Source organism: Streptomyces sp. AHU1, assembly GCF_045343905.1.
Taxonomy (GTDB): Bacteria; Actinomycetota; Actinomycetes; order Streptomycetales; family Streptomycetaceae; genus Streptomyces; species Streptomyces triticiradicis.
Window position 1 is genome coordinate 6,176,972 of sequence record NZ_CP174283.1, and the last position, 16,127, is coordinate 6,193,098.

Consider the following 16,127-nt stretch of genomic DNA (forward strand, 5'->3'; position numbering starts at 1 on the left):
AAGGGGGCTCTGGGCGGCCATGATGGGGGGCATGGCGGGGCTGGAGGGTACGGAACAGCCGCGGCGGCACGGAAGTGCGACCGCGGCGCGCTGGTCGCCTGCGGTCGAGGACGAACGAGCACTCAAGGCACTGGAGTTGTTCGGCAATCCCACCGAGGCGGAAGTGCCGTTGCCGTCCCGTCCGGAGTCCGCGGCCACCGCGCGGCGGCTCGCCCAGGTCGTGGTCCTGCGCCAGTGGGGGCTGTCCCCGAAGATGACCGAGGACGCGGTCTTACTCGTCTCCGAAGTCGTGGGCAACGCCGTACGGCACACCGGCGCCCGCGTCTTCGGACTCCGTATGCGCCGCCGCCGCGGCTGGATACGCATCGAGGTCCGTGACCCCTCCCGCGGCCTTCCCTGCCTCATGCCGGTCCAGGAGATGGACGTGAGCGGCCGGGGTCTGTTCCTCGTCGACAAGCTCTCCGACCGCTGGGGCGTCGACCTGCTGCCCCGCGGCAAGACCACCTGGTTCGAGATGCGCGTCGCCGACCGCTGACCCGCCCCGGGGCGGGCACGCGTAAGCCCCGGCCGCATGGCAGCCGGGGCTCGCGGGGTGCCGCGGAACGAATTGGGGTGTGAACCGCGCCACCGGCGACAACCGTGGCCCGGGTCAATGGGTGGACGTCGCACTGCTGACTATCGCAGACCTGGTCGACTGATCCAAAAGCAGGGGCGCCCGCTCCGCCCGCCGGTCCCGCCGCCCCGCGGCCCCGTATCCGGAAGGCGTGGAGCGACCCGCACCACCACCCGGCCGTACCAATCGCCGGTTTTTCGGCTGATTCACCCTTAAATGGTCCGGTGACCACGCCCGCCGAAGACCCCGCGGCCCCCGCCCCACCCCGGCGCGCCGCCCTGCTCACGGGACTCGCGCTCACCGCGGGGACCCTCGCCGCCGGAGCGGCCGCGGGCTGTTCCGCCCCGAGAGCCGCCCACTCCGGCGATCTCACGGCACCTCCGGCCGCGCCCAGCGCGTCCCCCGCCCCGGCGACCCGCGGAGCCGCCGCCCGCGCCCCCGCGCCCCGCCGCTATCCCGCCCAGCCCTCCGAGATCACCCACGGCCCCCGGACCCGGCCGTCCGAAGTGGCCCTCACCTTTCACGGCCAGGGCGACCCCGCCGTCGCGAAGGCGCTCCTCGGCGAGGCGGAGAAGGCCGGGGCCAGGGTCACCGTCCTCGCCGTCGGCACCTGGCTGGACGAACACCCGGACATCGCCCGCCGCATCCTCGACGGCGGCCACGACCTCGGCAACCACACCCTCCGCCACCTCGACATCAACGCGATGACGGAGACGGAGGCGGCCGCCGAGATCCGGGGGTGCGCGGACCGCCTCGAGCGCCTCACCGGCTCGATCGGCACCTGGTTCCGGCCCTCCCGCAGCCCCAGGGCGTCCCCCCTGGTCCAGCGCCTCGCCCGTGAAGCGGGCTACCCGCACACGCTCTCCTACGAGGTCGACTCCCTCGACTACACCTCGCCGGGAGCCGCCGCCGTCACCCGCAAGGTCCTGGCCGAGATCCGCCCCGGCTCCGTCGTGAGCCTGCACTTCGGATACGCCGACACGGTCGCCGCCCTCCCCGCCCTCCTGCACGAACTCGACCGCCGCGGCCTCGGCGCGGTCACCACCACGGAGCTGCTGAGCTGATGCTGACGCCCCCCTCCTCCCCCCTGCGCCGCGTCCTGATCGCGGGCGCCGCCCTCACCGCGTTCGCCGTCCTCCCGGGCTGCGGCGCCTCCTCCCCGGACCACGCGGACCAGGTCCGCGCCACCACCAAGGCGGCCGTCCCGCCGGCCCCGGTCAAGAAGCCGGCCGTCCAGGGCTTGCCCGGGATGCCCCCCTTGCTGGACCCGGCGGACGTCTACGCCGCCGACCGCCCGAACCGGCTCTCCCCGGTGGTCAAGGACTTCCCGTCCCGGGTCTACGTGCCCAACACCAACTCCAACACGGTCACGGTCATCGACCCGGCGACGTACAAGGTCGTCGAGACGATCCCGGTCGGCGTCCAGCCCCAGCACGTCGTCCCCTCCTGGGACCTGAAGACGCTGTGGGTCAACAACGACCGCGGCAACACCCTCACCCCCATCGACCCGAGGACCGGCAGGGCGGGCGAGCCGGTCGACGTGCACGACCCGTACAACCTCTACTTCACGCCCAACGGCAAGTACGCGATCGTGATGGCCTCCCTCGACCGCGAACTCGTCTTCCGCGACGCGCACACCATGAAGACCGTCAGGACGGAGCCGGTCAGCTGTTACGGCGTCAACCACGCCGACTTCTCCCCGGACGGCCGCTACTTCATCGTGTCCTGCGAGTTCAGCGGTGAACTCCTGAAGGTCGACACCGAGCGGATGGAGGTGACCGCCCAGCAGAAACTGCCCTTTCACGGGGCGATGCCGCAGGACGTGAAGATCTCCCCGGACGGCAAGCGGTTCTACATCGCCGACATGATGGCCGACGGCGTGTGGATCCTCGACGGCGACAAGTTCACCCAGCCGGTCCTGCTGCACACGGGCAAGGGCGCCCACGGTCTCTACGTCAGCCGGGACTCGCGTGAGATGTACATCTCCAACCGCGGCGAAGGCACCATCTCCATCTTCGACTTCACGCAGAACCGTCTCACCAAGAAGTGGCACCTGCCCGACGGGGGCAGCCCCGACATGGGCGGCGTCTCCGCGGACGGCAAGGTCCTGTGGCTCTCCGGGCGGTACAACTCGGAGGTGTACGCCATCGACACCCGCACCGGCCACCAGCTCGCCCGTATCCCCGTCGGCAGCGGCCCGCACGGCCTCGCCGTCTACCCCCAGCCCGGCCGCTACTCGCTCGGCCACACCGGCATCTTCCGCTAGGCCCTGTCCGGGGAGGAAGAAGCCGGGCCGTGCTCCGTACGGCCCCGACTCGCCGGTGCCGAAAGGGCGTTGTCAGCGTCCCGGCGCGATGAGCAGGGCCTCCGCGCCCACGGGACGGTAACCCGCCGCCTGGAACGCCCGCACGCTGCGGGCGTTCCCCGCGGCCACCTGGGCCCAGACCGCCTCGCCCGCCAGGTGCCGCGCCGCCGAGGCGAGCGCCCGGCCCAGTCCCCGGTGCCGGGCGCCCCCGTCCACCTCGACCGCGACCTCCAGGCGTCCCCCGATCCCCCGCCCGAGGACGAGGACCCCGCCGTCCGCGGCCCACGCCCGCACTCCGTCGCGCCGCTTCCGGGCCGCCGCGACCCGGGGACGGGTGGGGGCGTCGACCTCTTCGAGCGGGAGGGGCGCGGGGCCGGGGAGCGGGGTGGCGACGGACATCAGGTCGACCGTGTCGTTCGACCGCCCCGTCCGTTCCAGGAGCGCGGCGAGGAAGCGGGGGTTCATGGCCGCCGCGAGCGCGTCGCAGTCGAGGGCCTTCAGCGCGGACCGCACCCAGTCCTCGTCCTCGTCGGTGAAGACGACGGAGTGCGCGGTGAAGGCGAGGACGCCGGCGTCGCGGGGAGAGTGCTGGCGCACGACCGTGACGGAGCCGTCGGGCGGAGGGAAGACCCCCCGGGCCGCCGCGTCCAGGATGTCGCGCAGAGTGCCGGGCATCGCTGTCCTCCGCCGCTCGGGTCGCCGCCCGCCCGGAGGTGCGGGCTCGCGGACACGGTCGACGACGGTACCGGACTTTTCGCCGTCGGGGCACTGTGAGCAATTCGGCTGGGTGGGCGTGGCACTGAGCGTTCATACGGACCGTTAATCTGACCTCCGTACACAAGGCAGTGACGCATGACTGATGCACGACGAAGGGGCGGACCGGTGGCCGACATCGAGGAAGCACGCAAGCAGTTCGAGCGGATCGATTCGGACGGTGACGGGTTCATCACCGCGGCCGAGTTCAAGTCCGCTCTCGCCCAGGGCGGCGACTGGAACGTCACCGAGTCGGTGGCGGAGGCCGTCATCGCCAGCCGCGACCTCAACGGCGACAAGGTCCTCTCGTTCGACGAGTTCTGGACCCACCTGAACAAGTAGTGACGCCGTCCGAGGGGGCGCCCGCCGGGATCTCCGCGGGCGCCCCCTCGACGCGTGCGGGGCGGCGAAGGCCCCCCGCCGTCCCGGAACGTGGTCAGACGACCTCCAGGGGCCGGTGCGGCCCGTCCGGGAGCTCCACCGTCACCCCGTCGCCGGGCCGTACCACCCCGCCGACGAGGACGACGCTCATGATCCCGGACCTGAACCGGGCCCTTCCGTCCTCGCCGCGGCCGACGACGTGCTTCAGCAGGCCCTTTCGGAAGGTGTCGATCTGGGCGCAGGGGTTCCGCAGTCCGGTCACCTCGACGACGGCCGCCGTCCCGAGGCGCAGCCGCGTCCCGGTGGGAAGCCCCAGCAGATCGATGCCCCGGGTGGTGACGTTCTCGCCGAGCTGGCCGGCCGCGACCTCGAATCCGGCCTCCCGGACCTCGTCGAACAGCTCCTCGTGGATGAGGTGCACCTGCCGCAGGTTCGGCTGCGAGGGGTCCTTCTCCATCCGGAACCGGTGCTTGACCGTCGTCCCGGCGTGCACGTCCCCCTCCACCCCGAGCCCGGCGAGCAGGGTGACGCTCTCCCGGTTCGGCTTGGTGAACGAGTACGTCCCGTTGCTGCTGACCGCTGTGACCGTTCCGCCCATGTGACCGCTCCCCGCTCGTCCGGCGCCCGATCGCGCCGGTGACCGGCGAAATCGTACGGCCCGCGCCGCACGGACGCCGGAGCACGGGACGCGGCCCCGGCCGGCCGGAGGGCGGGTCCGTCAGGCGCTGTCCGCCCACGCGCGCAGGGCCGCCTTGGTCCCGAAGTCCGCGACGTCCCGGTCCACCGGCTCGGAGGTGTACTGGTGGAAGCGCCACTTCGCCCTGATGCGGGGTTCGCCGGCGGTCACGTAGTCGGCGATCCACAGGCCGTCGCCCGCGTACGAGGTGGTGTCGACGTTCAGCCAGAAGTCCCGGTTCGTGTAGAGCACCACGCGGTTGTCCGGACGGAGTTCCTTCACCTTGCGGATGAAACGGTCCTTCTCCGCGTTGCTCGCGTGGGTGCCCTCGCCGGTGGTCTCCCAGTCGACGGCGAGCAGGTCGCCCGCCCGCTCGGGGGCCTTGCTCACGAAGTACGCGGCCTGGGCGCTGATGTCGCCGGGCCACAGGAAGTGGTAGAAGCCGACGACGCAGTCCGCGTCGCGGGCCGTCCTCACCTGCGCGGTGAGTTTCGGATTGACGTACGAGCGGCCCTCCGTCGCCTTGACGAAGACGAAGGAGAGGCCGGCGGTGCTGTACGTGGACGACTGGTAGGCGCTGACGTCGATGCCTCGCAGCATGGGGGGAGCCTCCGTGCGTGGGGGGAAGGGGGACGGGCCGCGCGGGCGCGATGCCCGGCGGCGGATGCCCGGTGGCCGCGGGGAACGGCCGCCGTTGTCCGCGGGGCGGGTCCGTGAGGGACAACTGCCTTTGGAATTCCCCTACTTCGTCCCCTCCACGCTCGCACGTGTGACCGGTACGCCCGTATCCGTCCGCACGGTCCTCCCGCCCCGGGCCGGTCGGCCGCGCCGCGATGGCCCATCGGCCGGGCCCCAGGGGCCGGGTGGCCCACGCGGCGGAGCGGCCCTTTCGCGGATTCTTGCTCCGGGCGGCGAGGTGCGCGGACGCGCCGCCGCCCTGCGGGACCGGGGGACGACCGGGCCCGGCCGGCGTGAGTGAAGGAGCGGGCGGAATGCTGCAGTCGTCGAGAAACCAGGAGCCGGAACGGGGCCCGGGGCCGGAGCAGGAGCGGCCCTCCGGGCAGGCGCAGGCGCAGGCACAGGAGCCGGCGCCCGTGGCCGTACCCGGCAGGGCGTGGCTGATGCTGGCGCTGGCCACGGTCGGCTTCGCCGTCAACTTCTGGGCGTGGGCGCTGCTCAGCCCGCTCGGCCCGCGCTTCAAGGACTCCCTGGACCTGTCCTCCTTCCAGCAGTCGCTCCTGGTGGCGGTGCCGGTCGTGGTGGGCTCGCTGGGCCGCATCCCGGTCGGGGCCCTCACCGACCGGTTCGGCGGCCGGGTGATGTTCCCGCTGGTCTCGGCCACCACGATCGTCCCCGTGCTCTACCTCGGCCTCGCCGGGCACTCCTCGCTGACGGCCCTGCTGGCCGGCGGCTTCTTCCTCGGCATCGGGGGCACGGCCTTCGCCGTCGGGGTACCGCTCGTCAGCGCATGGTTCCCGCCCGAGCGGAGGGGCCTGGCCATCGGGATCTTCGGCGCGGGCATGGGCGGTACCGCCGTCAGCGCCCTGACCACGGTGAAGCTGGTGGACGCGCACGGTCTGGCCGCCCCGTTCCTGATCACCGCCGCGGTGCTGGCCGTGTACGCGGTGACGGCGGCGCTCCTGCTGCGCGACGCCCCGGGCCGCGCCGTGCCGACGGAGCCGCTCGCCCGCCGCCTGGCCGCCACCGTCCGGCTGGGCATCACCTGGCAGGCCTCGGCCCTGTACGCGGTGGCGTTCGGCGGCTACGTGGCCTTCTCCGTCTACCTGCCGACCTACCTCAAGACCGGCTACGGCCTGCCCCAGGCCGACGCGGCGAACCGGATGGCCGGATTCGTGCTGCTGGCCGTGGCGATGCGGCCGGTCGGCGGCTGGCTGTCGGACCGCCTCGGCCCGGTCCGGGTCCTCACCGGATCGCTGAGCGTGCTGCTCGCCGGAGCGGTGGTGCAGTCGCTGACGCCCTCGCTGGCCCCGGTCGGCACCATCGCCTTCCTCGCCATGGGCGCCGCCCTCGGCGCGGGCAGCGGAGCGGTCTTCGCTCTGGTGGCGCTGCTGGCCCCGGGCGGCCAGGTCGGCTCGGTCACCGGCATCGTCGGCGCGGCGGGCGGACTGGGCGGCTTCCTGCCGCCCCTGGTCATGGGCGTGCTCTACGGGAAGTACGGGGACTACGGGGCCGGCCTGGCCCTGCTGGGCCTCGTCGCCGCCGCGGCACTGGCCTTCACCGGCACCGGGGTCCGCCACGCGGTGTCCCGGCGGGCTCCGGCCGCCCCCGCGGCCCCGGCACGGACGCACTGACGGCCCGCCGCCGTCGCCGAAGGGCCGGTCCCCCGTCCGCGCGGACGGGGGACCGGCCCTCTCGTCGTCTCCGGTCCGGCCGGGGTGCGGGGCGCGGGCCCGCCGGTCAGGGCCGGCGGCGGACGCTCAGCACTCGATGATGTTGACCGCCAGCCCGCCCCGGGCCGTCTCCTTGTACTTCACGCTCATGTCGGCGCCGGTCTCCTTCATGGTCTTGATGACCTTGTCGAGGGAGACCAGGTGCGAGCCGTCGCCGCGCATGGCCATCCGGGCGGCCGTCACGGCCTTCACGGCGGCCATGCCGTTGCGCTCGATGCAGGGGATCTGGACCAGGCCGCCGACCGGGTCGCAGGTCAGGCCGAGGTTGTGCTCCATGCCGATCTCGGCGGCGTTCTCGACCTGCTCGGGGCTGCCGCCCAGCACCTCCGCGAGCGCGCCGGCCGCCATGGAGCAGGCCGAGCCGACCTCGCCCTGGCAGCCGACCTCGGCGCCCGAGATGGAGGCGTTCTCCTTGAAGAGCATGCCGATCGCCCCGGCCGCGAGCAGGAACCGTACGACACCGTCCTCGTCGGCGCCCGGCACGAAGTTGATGTAGTAGTGCAGCACCGCCGGGATGATGCCCGCCGCGCCGTTGGTGGGGGCGGTGACCACCCGGCCGCCCGCCGCGTTCTCCTCGTTGACCGCCATCGCGTAGAGGGTGATCCACTCCATCGCGTGGGCCAGCGGGTCGCCCTCGGCGCGCAGCTGGCGGGCCGAGAGGGGGGCTCGGCGGCGGACCTTGAGACCGCCGGGCAGGATGCCCTCACGGGTCATGCCGCGCGAGACGCAGGCCTGCATCACGCGCCAGATCCCGAGGAGCCCCTCGCGGATCTCCTCCTCGGTGCGCCAGGCCCGCTCGTTCTCCAGCATCAGGGCGGAGATCGACAGACCGGTCTCCTTGGTGAGCCGCAGCAGCTCGTCGCCCGTGCGGAACGGGTACTTCAGGACCGTGTCGTCGAGCTTGATGCGGTCCTCGCCGACCGCGTCCTCGTCGACCACGAAGCCGCCGCCGACCGAGTAGTACGTCTTCTCCAGGACGAGGTCGCCCGAGGCGTCGTACGCGAAGATCGTCATGCCGTTGGCGTGGTACGGCAGGGCCTTGCGGCGGTGCAGGATCAGGTCGTCGTCGAAGGAGAAGTCGATCTCGTGCTCGCCGAGCAGCCGGATCCGGCCCGAGGCCTTGATCTGCTCGACCCGCTCGTCGGCGCCCTCCACGTCCACCGTCCGGGGCGAGGCGCCCTCCAGGCCGAGCAGCACCGCCTTGGGGGTGCCGTGGCCGTGGCCGGTCGCGCCCAGGGAGCCGTACAGCTCGGCGCGTATCGACGTGACCGGGGCCAGCAGGCCCTCGTTGCGCAGCCGCCGGGCGAACATGCGCGCGGCGCGCATCGGACCCACCGTGTGGGAGCTGGACGGGCCGATGCCGATCGAGAACAGGTCGAAGACCGAGATGGCCACGGGAACTCCTTGCTGATGTCGCCGGACGCCGTTGTCCGGCCGAGGTGGTGCGGGGACTGCATGGAACGGGGCACCGCGCTCTGCTTCCAGTGTGCGCGGTGCCCCGGATGTCCGTACGAATACAGACCGTACGGGTGAAAAGGAAATGAAGGAAATCCTACGGAACTACTTCAGGCCGGGGTACAACGGGTGCTTGTCGGCCAGAGCGGACACACGGGCCTTCAGGGACTCCGTGTCGTAGGACGGCTTCAGCGTCTCGGCGATGATGTCCGCGACCTCGGTGAAGTCCTCGGCCGTGAAGCCGCGGGTGGCGAGGGCGGGCGTGCCGATGCGCAGGCCGGAGGTGACCATCGGCGGGCGCGGGTCGTTCGGGATGGCGTTGCGGTTGACCGTGATGCCGACCTCGTGGAGGCGGTCCTCGGCCTGCTGCCCGTCCAGCTCGGAGTTGCGCAGGTCGACCAGGACCAGGTGCACGTCCGTGCCCCCGGACAGGACGTCCACGCCGACGGCCTTCACGTCGTCCCGCACCAGACGCTCGGCCAGGATGCGCGCGCCGTCCAGCGTGCGCTGCTGGCGCTCCTTGAAGTCGCCCGAGGCGGCGACCTTGAAGGAGACGGCCTTGGCGGCGATCACGTGCTCCAGGGGGCCGCCCTGGAAGCCCGGGAAGACCGAGGAGTTCAGCTTCTTCGCGAACTCCTTCTTCGCCAGGATGATGCCGCCGCGGGGGCCGCCGAGGGTCTTGTGCGTGGTGGAGGTGACCACGTCCGCGAACGGCACCGGGTTCGGGTGCAGACCCGCCGCGACCAGACCCGCGAAGTGGGCCATGTCGACCCACAGGAAGGCCCCGGCCTCGTCCGCGATCCGGCGGAACTCGGCGAAGTCGAGCTGACGCGGGTACGCCGACCAGCCGGCGATGATCACCTTCGGGCGGTGCTCCTTGGCGAGCCGCTCGACCTCGGCCATGTCGACCAGGCCGTTCTCGTCCACGTGGTACGCGACCACGTCGAACTGCTTGCCCGAGAAGTTCAGGCGCATGCCGTGGGTCAGGTGGCCGCCGTGGGCCAGGTCCAGGCCGAGGATGGTGTCCCCGGGCTGGGCCAGCGCGAACAGCGCGGCCTGGTTGGCGGAGGCGCCCGAGTGGGGCTGGACGTTGGCGTACTCGGCGCCGAACAGGTCCTTGACCCGGTCGATGGCGATCTGCTCGGCCACGTCGACGTGCTCGCAGCCGCCGTAGTAGCGGCGGCCCGGGTAGCCCTCGGCGTACTTGTTGGTCAGGACCGAGCCCTGGGCCTCCATGACCGCGACCGGAGCGAAGTTCTCCGAGGCGATCATCTCCAGGGTCGACTGCTGGCGGTGCAGCTCGGCGTCGACGGCGGCCGCGACGTCCGGGTCGAGCTCGTGGAGGGGGGTGTTCATGAGCGACATGCGGTGACTCCTCAGCCGGCCGTGAAGGCGGTGTACTCGTCGGCGGACATCAGGTCCTCGGGCTCGTCCGTGACGCGCACCTTGAACAGCCAGCCGCCCTCGAAGGGGGCGGAGTTGACCAGGGCGGGGTCGTCCACGACGTCCTGGTTGGCCTCGACGACCTCACCGTCGACCGGGGAGTACAGGTCGCTGACGGACTTGGTCGACTCCAGTTCGCCGCAGGCCTCGCCCGCGGTCACCGTGTCACCGACCTCCGGGAGCTGGGCGTAGACGACGTCGCCGAGCGCGTTGGCCGCGAACTCGGTGATGCCGACCGTCCGGACGCCGCCCTCGGCGTCGGACAGCCACTCGTGCTCCTTGCTGTAACGCAGCTGCTGGGGGTTGCTCATGACCTGAATTCTCCTGTACGCGGTGGAGTGCTGTTGCACGGGGCTGTACGGCCTTGATTACACGGGGGAATCAGCCGGTTGCTGCGTGCTACGGTTGTGTCGTTTCCCGGGCTGGTTTCAACCCGGCTGGCGCTGATCGCGTCAGACTCGATGGCTTGCCTGGTCATCGAGCAGCGTGAGTCAGGAATCCCTTGCCTTCGTGGTCAGGGAGGATTCAATTCTGGCGCTTGTAGAAGGGGAGCGAGACGACCTGGTGCGGCTCGCTTTTCCCTCGGATGTCCACGCCCACCCCGGCGGTGCCCGGCGCGGCGTGCGCGGCGTCGACGTACGCCATCGCGATCGGCTTGCCCAGCGTGGGGGAGGGGGCGCCGGAGGTGATCTCGCCGATCACCTCGCCGCCGGCGACGACCGCGTACCCGGCGCGCGGCACCCGGCGGCCCTCGGCGATCAGGCCGACGAGGACCCGCGGCGGGTTCTGCTCGGCGCGGGAGGCGGCCTCCTGGAGCGCCGCGCGGCCCACGAAGTCGCCGTCCTTCTCGAACTTCACGACCCGGCCGAGGCCGGCGTCGAAGGGGGTCAGCGAGGTGGTCAGCTCGTGCCCGTACAGCGGCATGCCGGCCTCCAGGCGCAGCGTGTCGCGGCAGGACAGGCCGCAGGGGACGAGACCGGCCGGGGCGCCCGCGTCGGTGAGCGCCTGCCACACCTTCTCGGCGTCGGCGGGGGCGACGAACAGTTCGAAGCCGTCCTCGCCGGTGTAGCCGGTGCGGGCGATCAGGGCCGGAACGCCGGCCACGGTGCCGGGCAGGCCCGCGTAGTACTTCAGGCCGTCGAGGTCGGCGTCGGTGACCGCCTTGAGGATGCCGGGCGACTCGGGGCCCTGCACGGCGATCAGCGCGTACGCGTCACGGTCGTCGCGCACCACGGCGTCGAAACCGGCGGCGCGCCCGGTCAGCGCGTCCAGCACCACCTGGGCGTTGGAGGCGTTGGCGACGACCATGTATTCCTGTTCGGCCAGGCGGTAGACGATCAGGTCGTCCAGGATGCCGCCGTCCTCCTGGCAGATCATGGTGTAGCGGGCGCGGCCGGTGCCGACGGTGGCGATGTTGCCGACCAGCGCGTGGTTCAGGAGGTCGGCCGCCTGCGGTCCGGTGACGGTGATCTCGCCCATGTGGGAGAGGTCGAAGAGGCCGGCCTTCGTGCGGACGGCGATGTGCTCGTCGCGCTCCGAGCCGTACCGCAGGGGCATGTCCCAGCCCGCGAAGTCGGTCATGGTCGCGCCGAGCGAACGATGCAGGGCGTCGAGCGCGGTGTGACGGGGTGCGTTGCTGCTCATCGGTGTGGCTCCCAAGGCATGACGGCGAGGTCGTTCCTCCCCATCTGTCATCGGAACCTGAGAGGTTCGTCGTGACCACTCGGGGACACGACTTGCACCTTGGGTGGGACCGCTGTGACAGCGGCCCGCTTTTCAGATGTGCCTCGCCCGCGCGGTAACGGGGCCTGAGAGATTCAAGGGAGGGACTTGCTCCTTCGGCGCCCGGGTACACGTACCCAGGACTCTCCCGCGCGGATTCAAGCGGCCGGTATGCAGTTGGCGCGGTCATCATCGCACGCGCCGTCCGGTCCCGGCAGCCCGCCATCTGTGACCGGGCTGTGGCGGTCCGCGTACGGAAACGGGAAGCGCCGGGCATTACCTTCTCTTTACACTCGTCGGGGATGAGACCCCATGTCCAAGGGGAGGACGGTCACGGTGAACAGGACCACGGCGTACGCGACGACCTCGGGTCTCGCACTGCCCGAGCAACCCGGCGCACCGGCCCGGAAGGCCCGCGGCCCGCTCCCGGCGGCTGTCGTGCGGGACCTCCGCGACCGGGTCGGGCACAGTCCGCACGGCCTCCGCTTCGGGGCGCGCGACCTCGTCGTGGTCACCGGACTGCCCGGCAGCGGCAAGTCGACGCTGATGCGGCGGGCGGTGCGGGGCACGCGCGTCGACTCGCAGGACACCCGTGACCGCTGGGACGGCCGGATGGCCGGGCTGCTGCCGTACGCGGTCTACCGCCCCCTCGTCCGCGTCGCGCACTACGCCGGCCTGCGCCGCGCCCTGCGCGAGGGCGGCGGACTCGTCGTGCACGACTGCGGTACGCAGGCCTGGGTGCGCCGCTGGCTCGCCCGCGAGGCCCGGCGCCGCGGCGGCGCGCTGCACCTGCTGCTGCTCGACGTCACGCCCGGCACCGCGCTGGACGGCCAGCGCGAGCGCGGCCGGGGCGTCTCGCGCTACGCCTTCGCCCGCCATCGCGGCGCGGTCGCCCGGCTGCTGCGCTCCGCCGAGCGGGGAGACCTGCCCGAGGGGTGCCGGTCCGCGGTCCTCATCGACCGGGACGCGGCGGACGTGCTGCGAAGGATCGACTTCGGCCACTGAGAGGTCTCGGTGGCCCACTAACCTTTCCAGCCGGAACAACGGTTCGAAGCGGGCGGTAGACAGATGGACTTTCCGGCACAGGCGCACCCCCATCCGCACGGCGGTTGGCCCGGCAACGAGCTGGAGGAGGTGTTGTCCTCCGCGCTCGGCGTGCCCGCGGGGCCCTCGACGGCCGCTCGCATCGTCGAGGTGCTCGGCCGCAGCTTCGTGTGGGTGCCGCTGCCCAACGGCGGCGGCCCGGGGAGCGGTGCGCTCGATCTGCCCACGATGGACTTCGGGGGCCAGGTGTACGTCCCCGTCTTCAGCTCCGAGGAGCAGTTCCGCCAGGTCGTCGGCGGCCACATGTCGTACACGATCGCGCCCGCCGTGGAGTTCGCCCGCGGACTTCCGCCGCAGGTCGGCATCGTGGTGAACCCGGACGGCGTGGTCGGGATCCCGCTGCCGCCGCCGGCCGTCGCCGAGCTGTGCAGGGCCGGGCGGACCGAGCTGGACGGGGCGGCCACCGGGGGCCGTGTGCGGCTCTTCGAGCCCGACTGGCAGGACGACCCGATGGACTTCCTCGCCGCGGCCTCGGCGGAGTTCGCCGCGACCGGCGTCGTCCTGAGCGCCCGCCGCTGTCTGGCCAGCATCGAGGGCGACGAACCGGTCATGTTCATCGGTGTCGAGCTCTCGGCGTGGGAGGGCGACGCCCGCGCGCTGCCCCTGGACGCCCTGGGCCGTGCCCTCGGCCGCGTCCCGGTGAACATTCCGGTGAACCTGGTTCTCCTCGACGTGGCGCAGGACCCGGTCGGCGACTGGATGCGGGACCGGGTGCGCCCCTTCTACCAGCACGGTCACTGAACGGCGCCCGCGTCGAGGGCGCCCGGCGGGGCCGTGCGCCCTCCTCGCGGGGCCCGCGGCCGCCCCTCGGGGCGCATCCCGGCTCTCGACTGCTTCCCCCGGCGGAGCACGATCGCCGCATAAGCTGGTTTCATGGCCTGGTCGAGATGTTGACGCATGTCGGTGACCGGTGCCTCGGGCACAAAGGATGAGTTCGTCGTGAATTGTTCGCGAAGGGGCGGTTGAGGGTGAGCGCGTCGGGCACGGCCGCGGCCGGGCAGGTCGAGCACATGCTGCGCCAGGTGACTCCCGGGCGTTACGACGCCTACGAGGCGCTCCTTCGCGCGCTCGCGACCCCGTCGTCCGGCCAGGTGTGGATGCTGCTGTGGCACGGCCAGGCCGGCTCCCCGGACGCCCAGTACGGGAACATGCAGGTGGACGGTTTCGGGTACGCGCCCTGCGTCACCTCGGCCCAGGAGCTCTCGGCCAGTGGCTGGAATCGCAGTTACGAGGTCGTGGACGGGCTGGACGTCGCCCGGACCCTGTACCCCGACCACTTCGGCCTCTGGCTCAACCCGCACGCCCCGGGCGGTGGCCTCGGCATCCCGTGGCTGGATCTGCGCCGTATCGCCACGGGCCTGGAGCGACAGCCCGCGGGCCCGCTCCAGCTGTCCGAACCCGCCATCGAGATCCCGCAGTTCTACGCCCTGCTCACGCAGAACGCCCATCGCACCCCGTCCGTACGGTCGTTGCGCCGGGCCTGGGTCCAACCCACGGTCGGGGCGCCCTATCTGGCCATCGGCCTCGACGTGTACGACACCTCGCCGCCCGCCGTCGACTCGGTCCGGGCGATGATGCAGCAGTCCATCGGCGCGGTCCCGGACGGGCTGCCCGTCTCCACCGTCGCGATGTCGGACGAGTTCGACCCGGTCGCGATGTGGCTGCGCGCCAACGCACGTCCGTTCTACGACCGCGAGGCGCACGCCGCGCCCTCCCAGGCGCCGACAGCGGGCGGTTACGGCTATCCGCCGGCCCGCGGCGGCTACTGAGGGCGTTCCGAATTCCGGACCTGTCGCATGTCCGTGCGAGAACGACTGGCATCATGATTCTGCACACGGCCTCCATGTGGTGTGCGTTCCATGCTGCTGACCTGCGGGGAAGCGGGCGATGCGTTGATTGTCCCTTTTGGTGGGACTTCTGATCAAAAAGACCCTCATGTGGTATTTGGGGTCAATTGATAGTCGTCCGGTTCCAGTTACCCACTGTTCGGATAACGGAATCCCCCAACAAGCATCACGGTTGCGCATACATTCCCCATGAGGCCTGGCACCCGATCGTCGCAGCACTGAAGACTCCCCCAACAGGCACGGAATCTTCGATCCTGTGAACGAGCGCAAGTCGAACCATCAGCCGGGCCATCGAGTCGCACCATCTGCGGCCGACTTCCCGGCGAGCAAGTGAACCAAGCCGCAGACAGCGGCAGTCGTAGGCCGGTCACCACCGGCGAGAGGGGTCGGGTCACTGTGACCGCACCGATCGAGACCACCGCGGCGGCAACGGACGCGCAGCCAGAGGCTGTGCTCGCCGGAGCCGGCAAGGGGCAGATCGAGGGCCGTTCCCTGGGACAGATCGCCTGGACGCGCTTCAAGCGCGACAAGGTGGCGGTCGCCGGCGGTGTCATCGTCGTACTGCTCATCCTGATGGCGATTCTCTCCCGCCCCCTCCAGTCGATGCTGGGGCTGGACCCGAACGCCTTCAACCAGGACCTGATCGACCCGAACACCTCGCTGCCCAAGGGCGACCTGGGCGGCATGAGCGGTGACCACCCGCTCGGTGTGGACCCGAAGTTCGGACGCGACATCGCCACCCGAGTCCTGGAGGGCTCCTGGGTGTCGCTGGTGGTCGCCTTCGGCGCCACCATCCTGTCGAACGTCATCGGCGCGATCCTCGGTGTCGTGGCGGGTTACTACGGCGGGCGGGTCGACTCGATCATCAGCCGGCTGATGGACACGTTCCTCGCCTTCCCGCTCCTGCTGTTCGCCATCTCCATCTCCGCGACCCTGCAGGGCGGCGCGTTCGGTCTCAACGGACTGCCGCTGCACCTCGCCGTGCTCATCTTCGTGATCGGCTTCTTCAACTGGCCCTACCTGGGCCGGATCGTCCGAGGCCAGGCGATGGCACTGCGGGAGCGCGAGTTCGTGGACGCCTCCCGCGGCATGGGAGCCAAGGCTCCGTACATCCTGTTCCGGGAGCTCATGCCCAACCTGGTCGGCCCGATCATCGTCTACTCGACGCTGCTCATCCCGACCAACATCCTCTTCGAGGCGTCCCTGAGCTTCCTCGGCGTCGGCATCCAGCCGCCGCAGGCTTCCTGGGGCGGCATGCTCCGCGAGGCGGTCACCTACTACCAGGTGGACCCCGCGTACATGGTCGTCCCGGGCCTCGCCATCTTCCTCACCGTCCTGGCGTTCAACCTGCTCGGTGACGGTCTCCGTGACGCTCTCGACCCGCGCAGTCGCTGACGACTGCCACCGAGAGATCGAA

16 protein-coding genes and 1 riboswitch are annotated in these 16,127 nt (G+C 71.5%); of the genes, 9 read left to right on the forward strand and 7 right to left on the reverse strand.

Annotation, left to right across the window (positions count from 1 at the left end; all coding sequences use genetic code 11):
- Nucleotides 1-31: 31 nt before the first annotated feature.
- The 3 genes from ACICHK_RS27615 (at nucleotide 32) to ACICHK_RS27625 (ending at nucleotide 2,879) form a co-directional block, all read left to right on the forward strand.
- Nucleotides 32-535 carry an ATP-binding protein gene (locus ACICHK_RS27615; RefSeq protein ID WP_406838976.1) on the forward strand — a complete coding sequence of 168 codons (504 nt, stop codon included), beginning with the start codon at nucleotides 32-34 and terminating at the stop codon, nucleotides 533-535.
- Nucleotides 536-837: 302 nt separating this feature from the next.
- Complete coding sequence (locus ACICHK_RS27620) at nucleotides 838-1,677, forward strand: polysaccharide deacetylase family protein (RefSeq protein WP_406838977.1); 840 nt, start codon at nucleotides 838-840, stop codon at nucleotides 1,675-1,677.
- Nucleotides 1,677-2,879 (forward strand): YncE family protein, encoded by a 1,203-nt coding sequence (locus tag ACICHK_RS27625; protein WP_406838978.1) that lies wholly within the window; start codon nucleotides 1,677-1,679, stop codon nucleotides 2,877-2,879. Before ACICHK_RS27620 ends, ACICHK_RS27625 begins: the two co-directional genes overlap by 1 nt.
- 72 nt (nucleotides 2,880-2,951) lie before the next feature.
- Here ACICHK_RS27625 and ACICHK_RS27630 read toward each other — a convergent pair whose 3' ends face one another.
- The gene (locus ACICHK_RS27630) at nucleotides 2,952-3,593 is read right to left on the reverse strand and encodes a GNAT family N-acetyltransferase (RefSeq protein WP_406838979.1); all 642 of its coding nucleotides are present in this window, start codon (nucleotides 3,591-3,593) and stop codon (nucleotides 2,952-2,954) included.
- 207 nt (nucleotides 3,594-3,800) lie between these two features.
- Between ACICHK_RS27630 and ACICHK_RS27635 the strand changes: the two genes are divergently transcribed.
- Nucleotides 3,801-4,013, forward strand: a complete 213-nt coding sequence (locus ACICHK_RS27635) for an EF-hand domain-containing protein (protein WP_103553197.1) — start codon at nucleotides 3,801-3,803, stop codon at nucleotides 4,011-4,013.
- A gap of 94 nt (nucleotides 4,014-4,107) precedes the next feature.
- On the opposite strand, the gene ACICHK_RS27640 is transcribed toward ACICHK_RS27635, so the two are convergent.
- Both ACICHK_RS27640 and ACICHK_RS27645 read right to left on the reverse strand, forming a co-directional pair.
- Nucleotides 4,108-4,650: an MOSC domain-containing protein gene (locus ACICHK_RS27640; protein WP_406838980.1), complete on the reverse strand. Its 543-nt coding sequence runs from the start codon at nucleotides 4,648-4,650 to the stop codon at nucleotides 4,108-4,110.
- A 120-nt stretch (nucleotides 4,651-4,770) separates the two neighbouring features.
- The gene (locus ACICHK_RS27645) at nucleotides 4,771-5,328 is read right to left on the reverse strand and encodes a glycoside hydrolase family 25 protein (RefSeq protein ID WP_151472041.1); all 558 of its coding nucleotides are present in this window, start codon (nucleotides 5,326-5,328) and stop codon (nucleotides 4,771-4,773) included.
- Nucleotides 5,329-5,849: 521 nt separating this feature from the next.
- On the opposite strand from ACICHK_RS27645, the gene ACICHK_RS27650 reads away from it, so the two are divergent.
- Nucleotides 5,850-7,040, forward strand: a complete 1,191-nt coding sequence (locus ACICHK_RS27650) for an MFS transporter (RefSeq protein ID WP_192582600.1) — start codon at nucleotides 5,850-5,852, stop codon at nucleotides 7,038-7,040.
- Nucleotides 7,041-7,166: 126 nt separating this feature from the next.
- On the opposite strand, the gene ACICHK_RS27655 is transcribed toward ACICHK_RS27650, so the two are convergent.
- From ACICHK_RS27655 to gcvT, 4 genes are all read right to left on the reverse strand, one after another.
- Nucleotides 7,167-8,534, reverse strand: a complete 1,368-nt coding sequence (locus ACICHK_RS27655; RefSeq protein ID WP_406838981.1) for an L-serine ammonia-lyase — start codon at nucleotides 8,532-8,534, stop codon at nucleotides 7,167-7,169.
- A 165-nt stretch (nucleotides 8,535-8,699) separates the two neighbouring features.
- Nucleotides 8,700-9,959, reverse strand: coding sequence for a serine hydroxymethyltransferase (glyA, locus tag ACICHK_RS27660; protein WP_406838982.1), 1,260 nt, complete (start codon nucleotides 9,957-9,959; stop codon nucleotides 8,700-8,702).
- A gap of 11 nt (nucleotides 9,960-9,970) precedes the next feature.
- Nucleotides 9,971-10,348, reverse strand: coding sequence for a glycine cleavage system protein GcvH (gene gcvH / locus ACICHK_RS27665; RefSeq protein WP_406838983.1), 378 nt, complete (start codon nucleotides 10,346-10,348; stop codon nucleotides 9,971-9,973).
- A 214-nt stretch (nucleotides 10,349-10,562) separates the two neighbouring features.
- A complete protein-coding gene (gene gcvT, locus ACICHK_RS27670) occupies nucleotides 10,563-11,681 on the reverse strand; it encodes a glycine cleavage system aminomethyltransferase GcvT (protein WP_406838984.1) in 1,119 nt (372 codons plus the stop codon).
- Nucleotides 11,682-11,823: 142 nt separating this feature from the next.
- A riboswitch (glycine riboswitch) is annotated at nucleotides 11,824-11,920 on the reverse strand.
- A gap of 151 nt (nucleotides 11,921-12,071) precedes the next feature.
- Here gcvT and ACICHK_RS27675 point away from each other — a divergent pair.
- From ACICHK_RS27675 to ACICHK_RS27690, 4 genes are all read left to right on the forward strand, one after another.
- The gene (locus ACICHK_RS27675) at nucleotides 12,072-12,764 is read left to right on the forward strand and encodes an AAA family ATPase (RefSeq protein ID WP_151472047.1); all 693 of its coding nucleotides are present in this window, start codon (nucleotides 12,072-12,074) and stop codon (nucleotides 12,762-12,764) included.
- Nucleotides 12,765-12,827: 63 nt separating this feature from the next.
- Nucleotides 12,828-13,604: an enhanced serine sensitivity protein SseB gene (locus ACICHK_RS27680; protein ID WP_151472048.1), complete on the forward strand. Its 777-nt coding sequence runs from the start codon at nucleotides 12,828-12,830 to the stop codon at nucleotides 13,602-13,604.
- A gap of 227 nt (nucleotides 13,605-13,831) precedes the next feature.
- On the forward strand, nucleotides 13,832-14,632 hold the full coding sequence (locus ACICHK_RS27685; protein WP_151472049.1) for an enhanced serine sensitivity protein SseB C-terminal domain-containing protein: 801 nt from the start codon (nucleotides 13,832-13,834) through the stop codon (nucleotides 14,630-14,632).
- A gap of 474 nt (nucleotides 14,633-15,106) precedes the next feature.
- On the forward strand, nucleotides 15,107-16,105 hold the full coding sequence (locus ACICHK_RS27690) for an ABC transporter permease (protein WP_406838985.1): 999 nt from the start codon (nucleotides 15,107-15,109) through the stop codon (nucleotides 16,103-16,105).
- The last annotated feature ends 22 nt before the right edge of the window (nucleotides 16,106-16,127 follow it).

Bases quoted from the DNA above. Each gene is read 5' to 3' on its own strand.
- ACICHK_RS27615 (WP_406838976.1), top strand. From the start codon at position 32: ATGGCGGGGCTGGAGGGTACGGAACAGCCGCGGCGGCACGGAAGTGCG.
- ACICHK_RS27625 (WP_406838978.1), top strand. From the start codon at position 1,677: ATGCTGACGCCCCCCTCCTCCCCCCTGCGCCGCGTCCTGATCGCGGGC.
- ACICHK_RS27630 (WP_406838979.1), bottom strand. From the start codon at position 3,593: ATGCCCGGCACTCTGCGCGACATCCTGGACGCGGCGGCCCGGGGGGTC.
- ACICHK_RS27640 (WP_406838980.1), bottom strand. From the start codon at position 4,650: ATGGGCGGAACGGTCACAGCGGTCAGCAGCAACGGGACGTACTCGTTC.
- ACICHK_RS27645 (WP_151472041.1), bottom strand. From the start codon at position 5,328: ATGCTGCGAGGCATCGACGTCAGCGCCTACCAGTCGTCCACGTACAGC.
- ACICHK_RS27650 (WP_192582600.1), top strand. From the start codon at position 5,850: ATGCTGGCGCTGGCCACGGTCGGCTTCGCCGTCAACTTCTGGGCGTGG.
- glyA (WP_406838982.1), bottom strand. From the start codon at position 9,959: ATGTCGCTCATGAACACCCCCCTCCACGAGCTCGACCCGGACGTCGCG.
- gcvH (WP_406838983.1), bottom strand. From the start codon at position 10,348: ATGAGCAACCCCCAGCAGCTGCGTTACAGCAAGGAGCACGAGTGGCTG.
- gcvT (WP_406838984.1), bottom strand. From the start codon at position 11,681: ATGAGCAGCAACGCACCCCGTCACACCGCGCTCGACGCCCTGCATCGT.
- ACICHK_RS27675 (WP_151472047.1), top strand. From the start codon at position 12,072: ATGTCCAAGGGGAGGACGGTCACGGTGAACAGGACCACGGCGTACGCG.
- ACICHK_RS27680 (WP_151472048.1), top strand. From the start codon at position 12,828: ATGGACTTTCCGGCACAGGCGCACCCCCATCCGCACGGCGGTTGGCCC.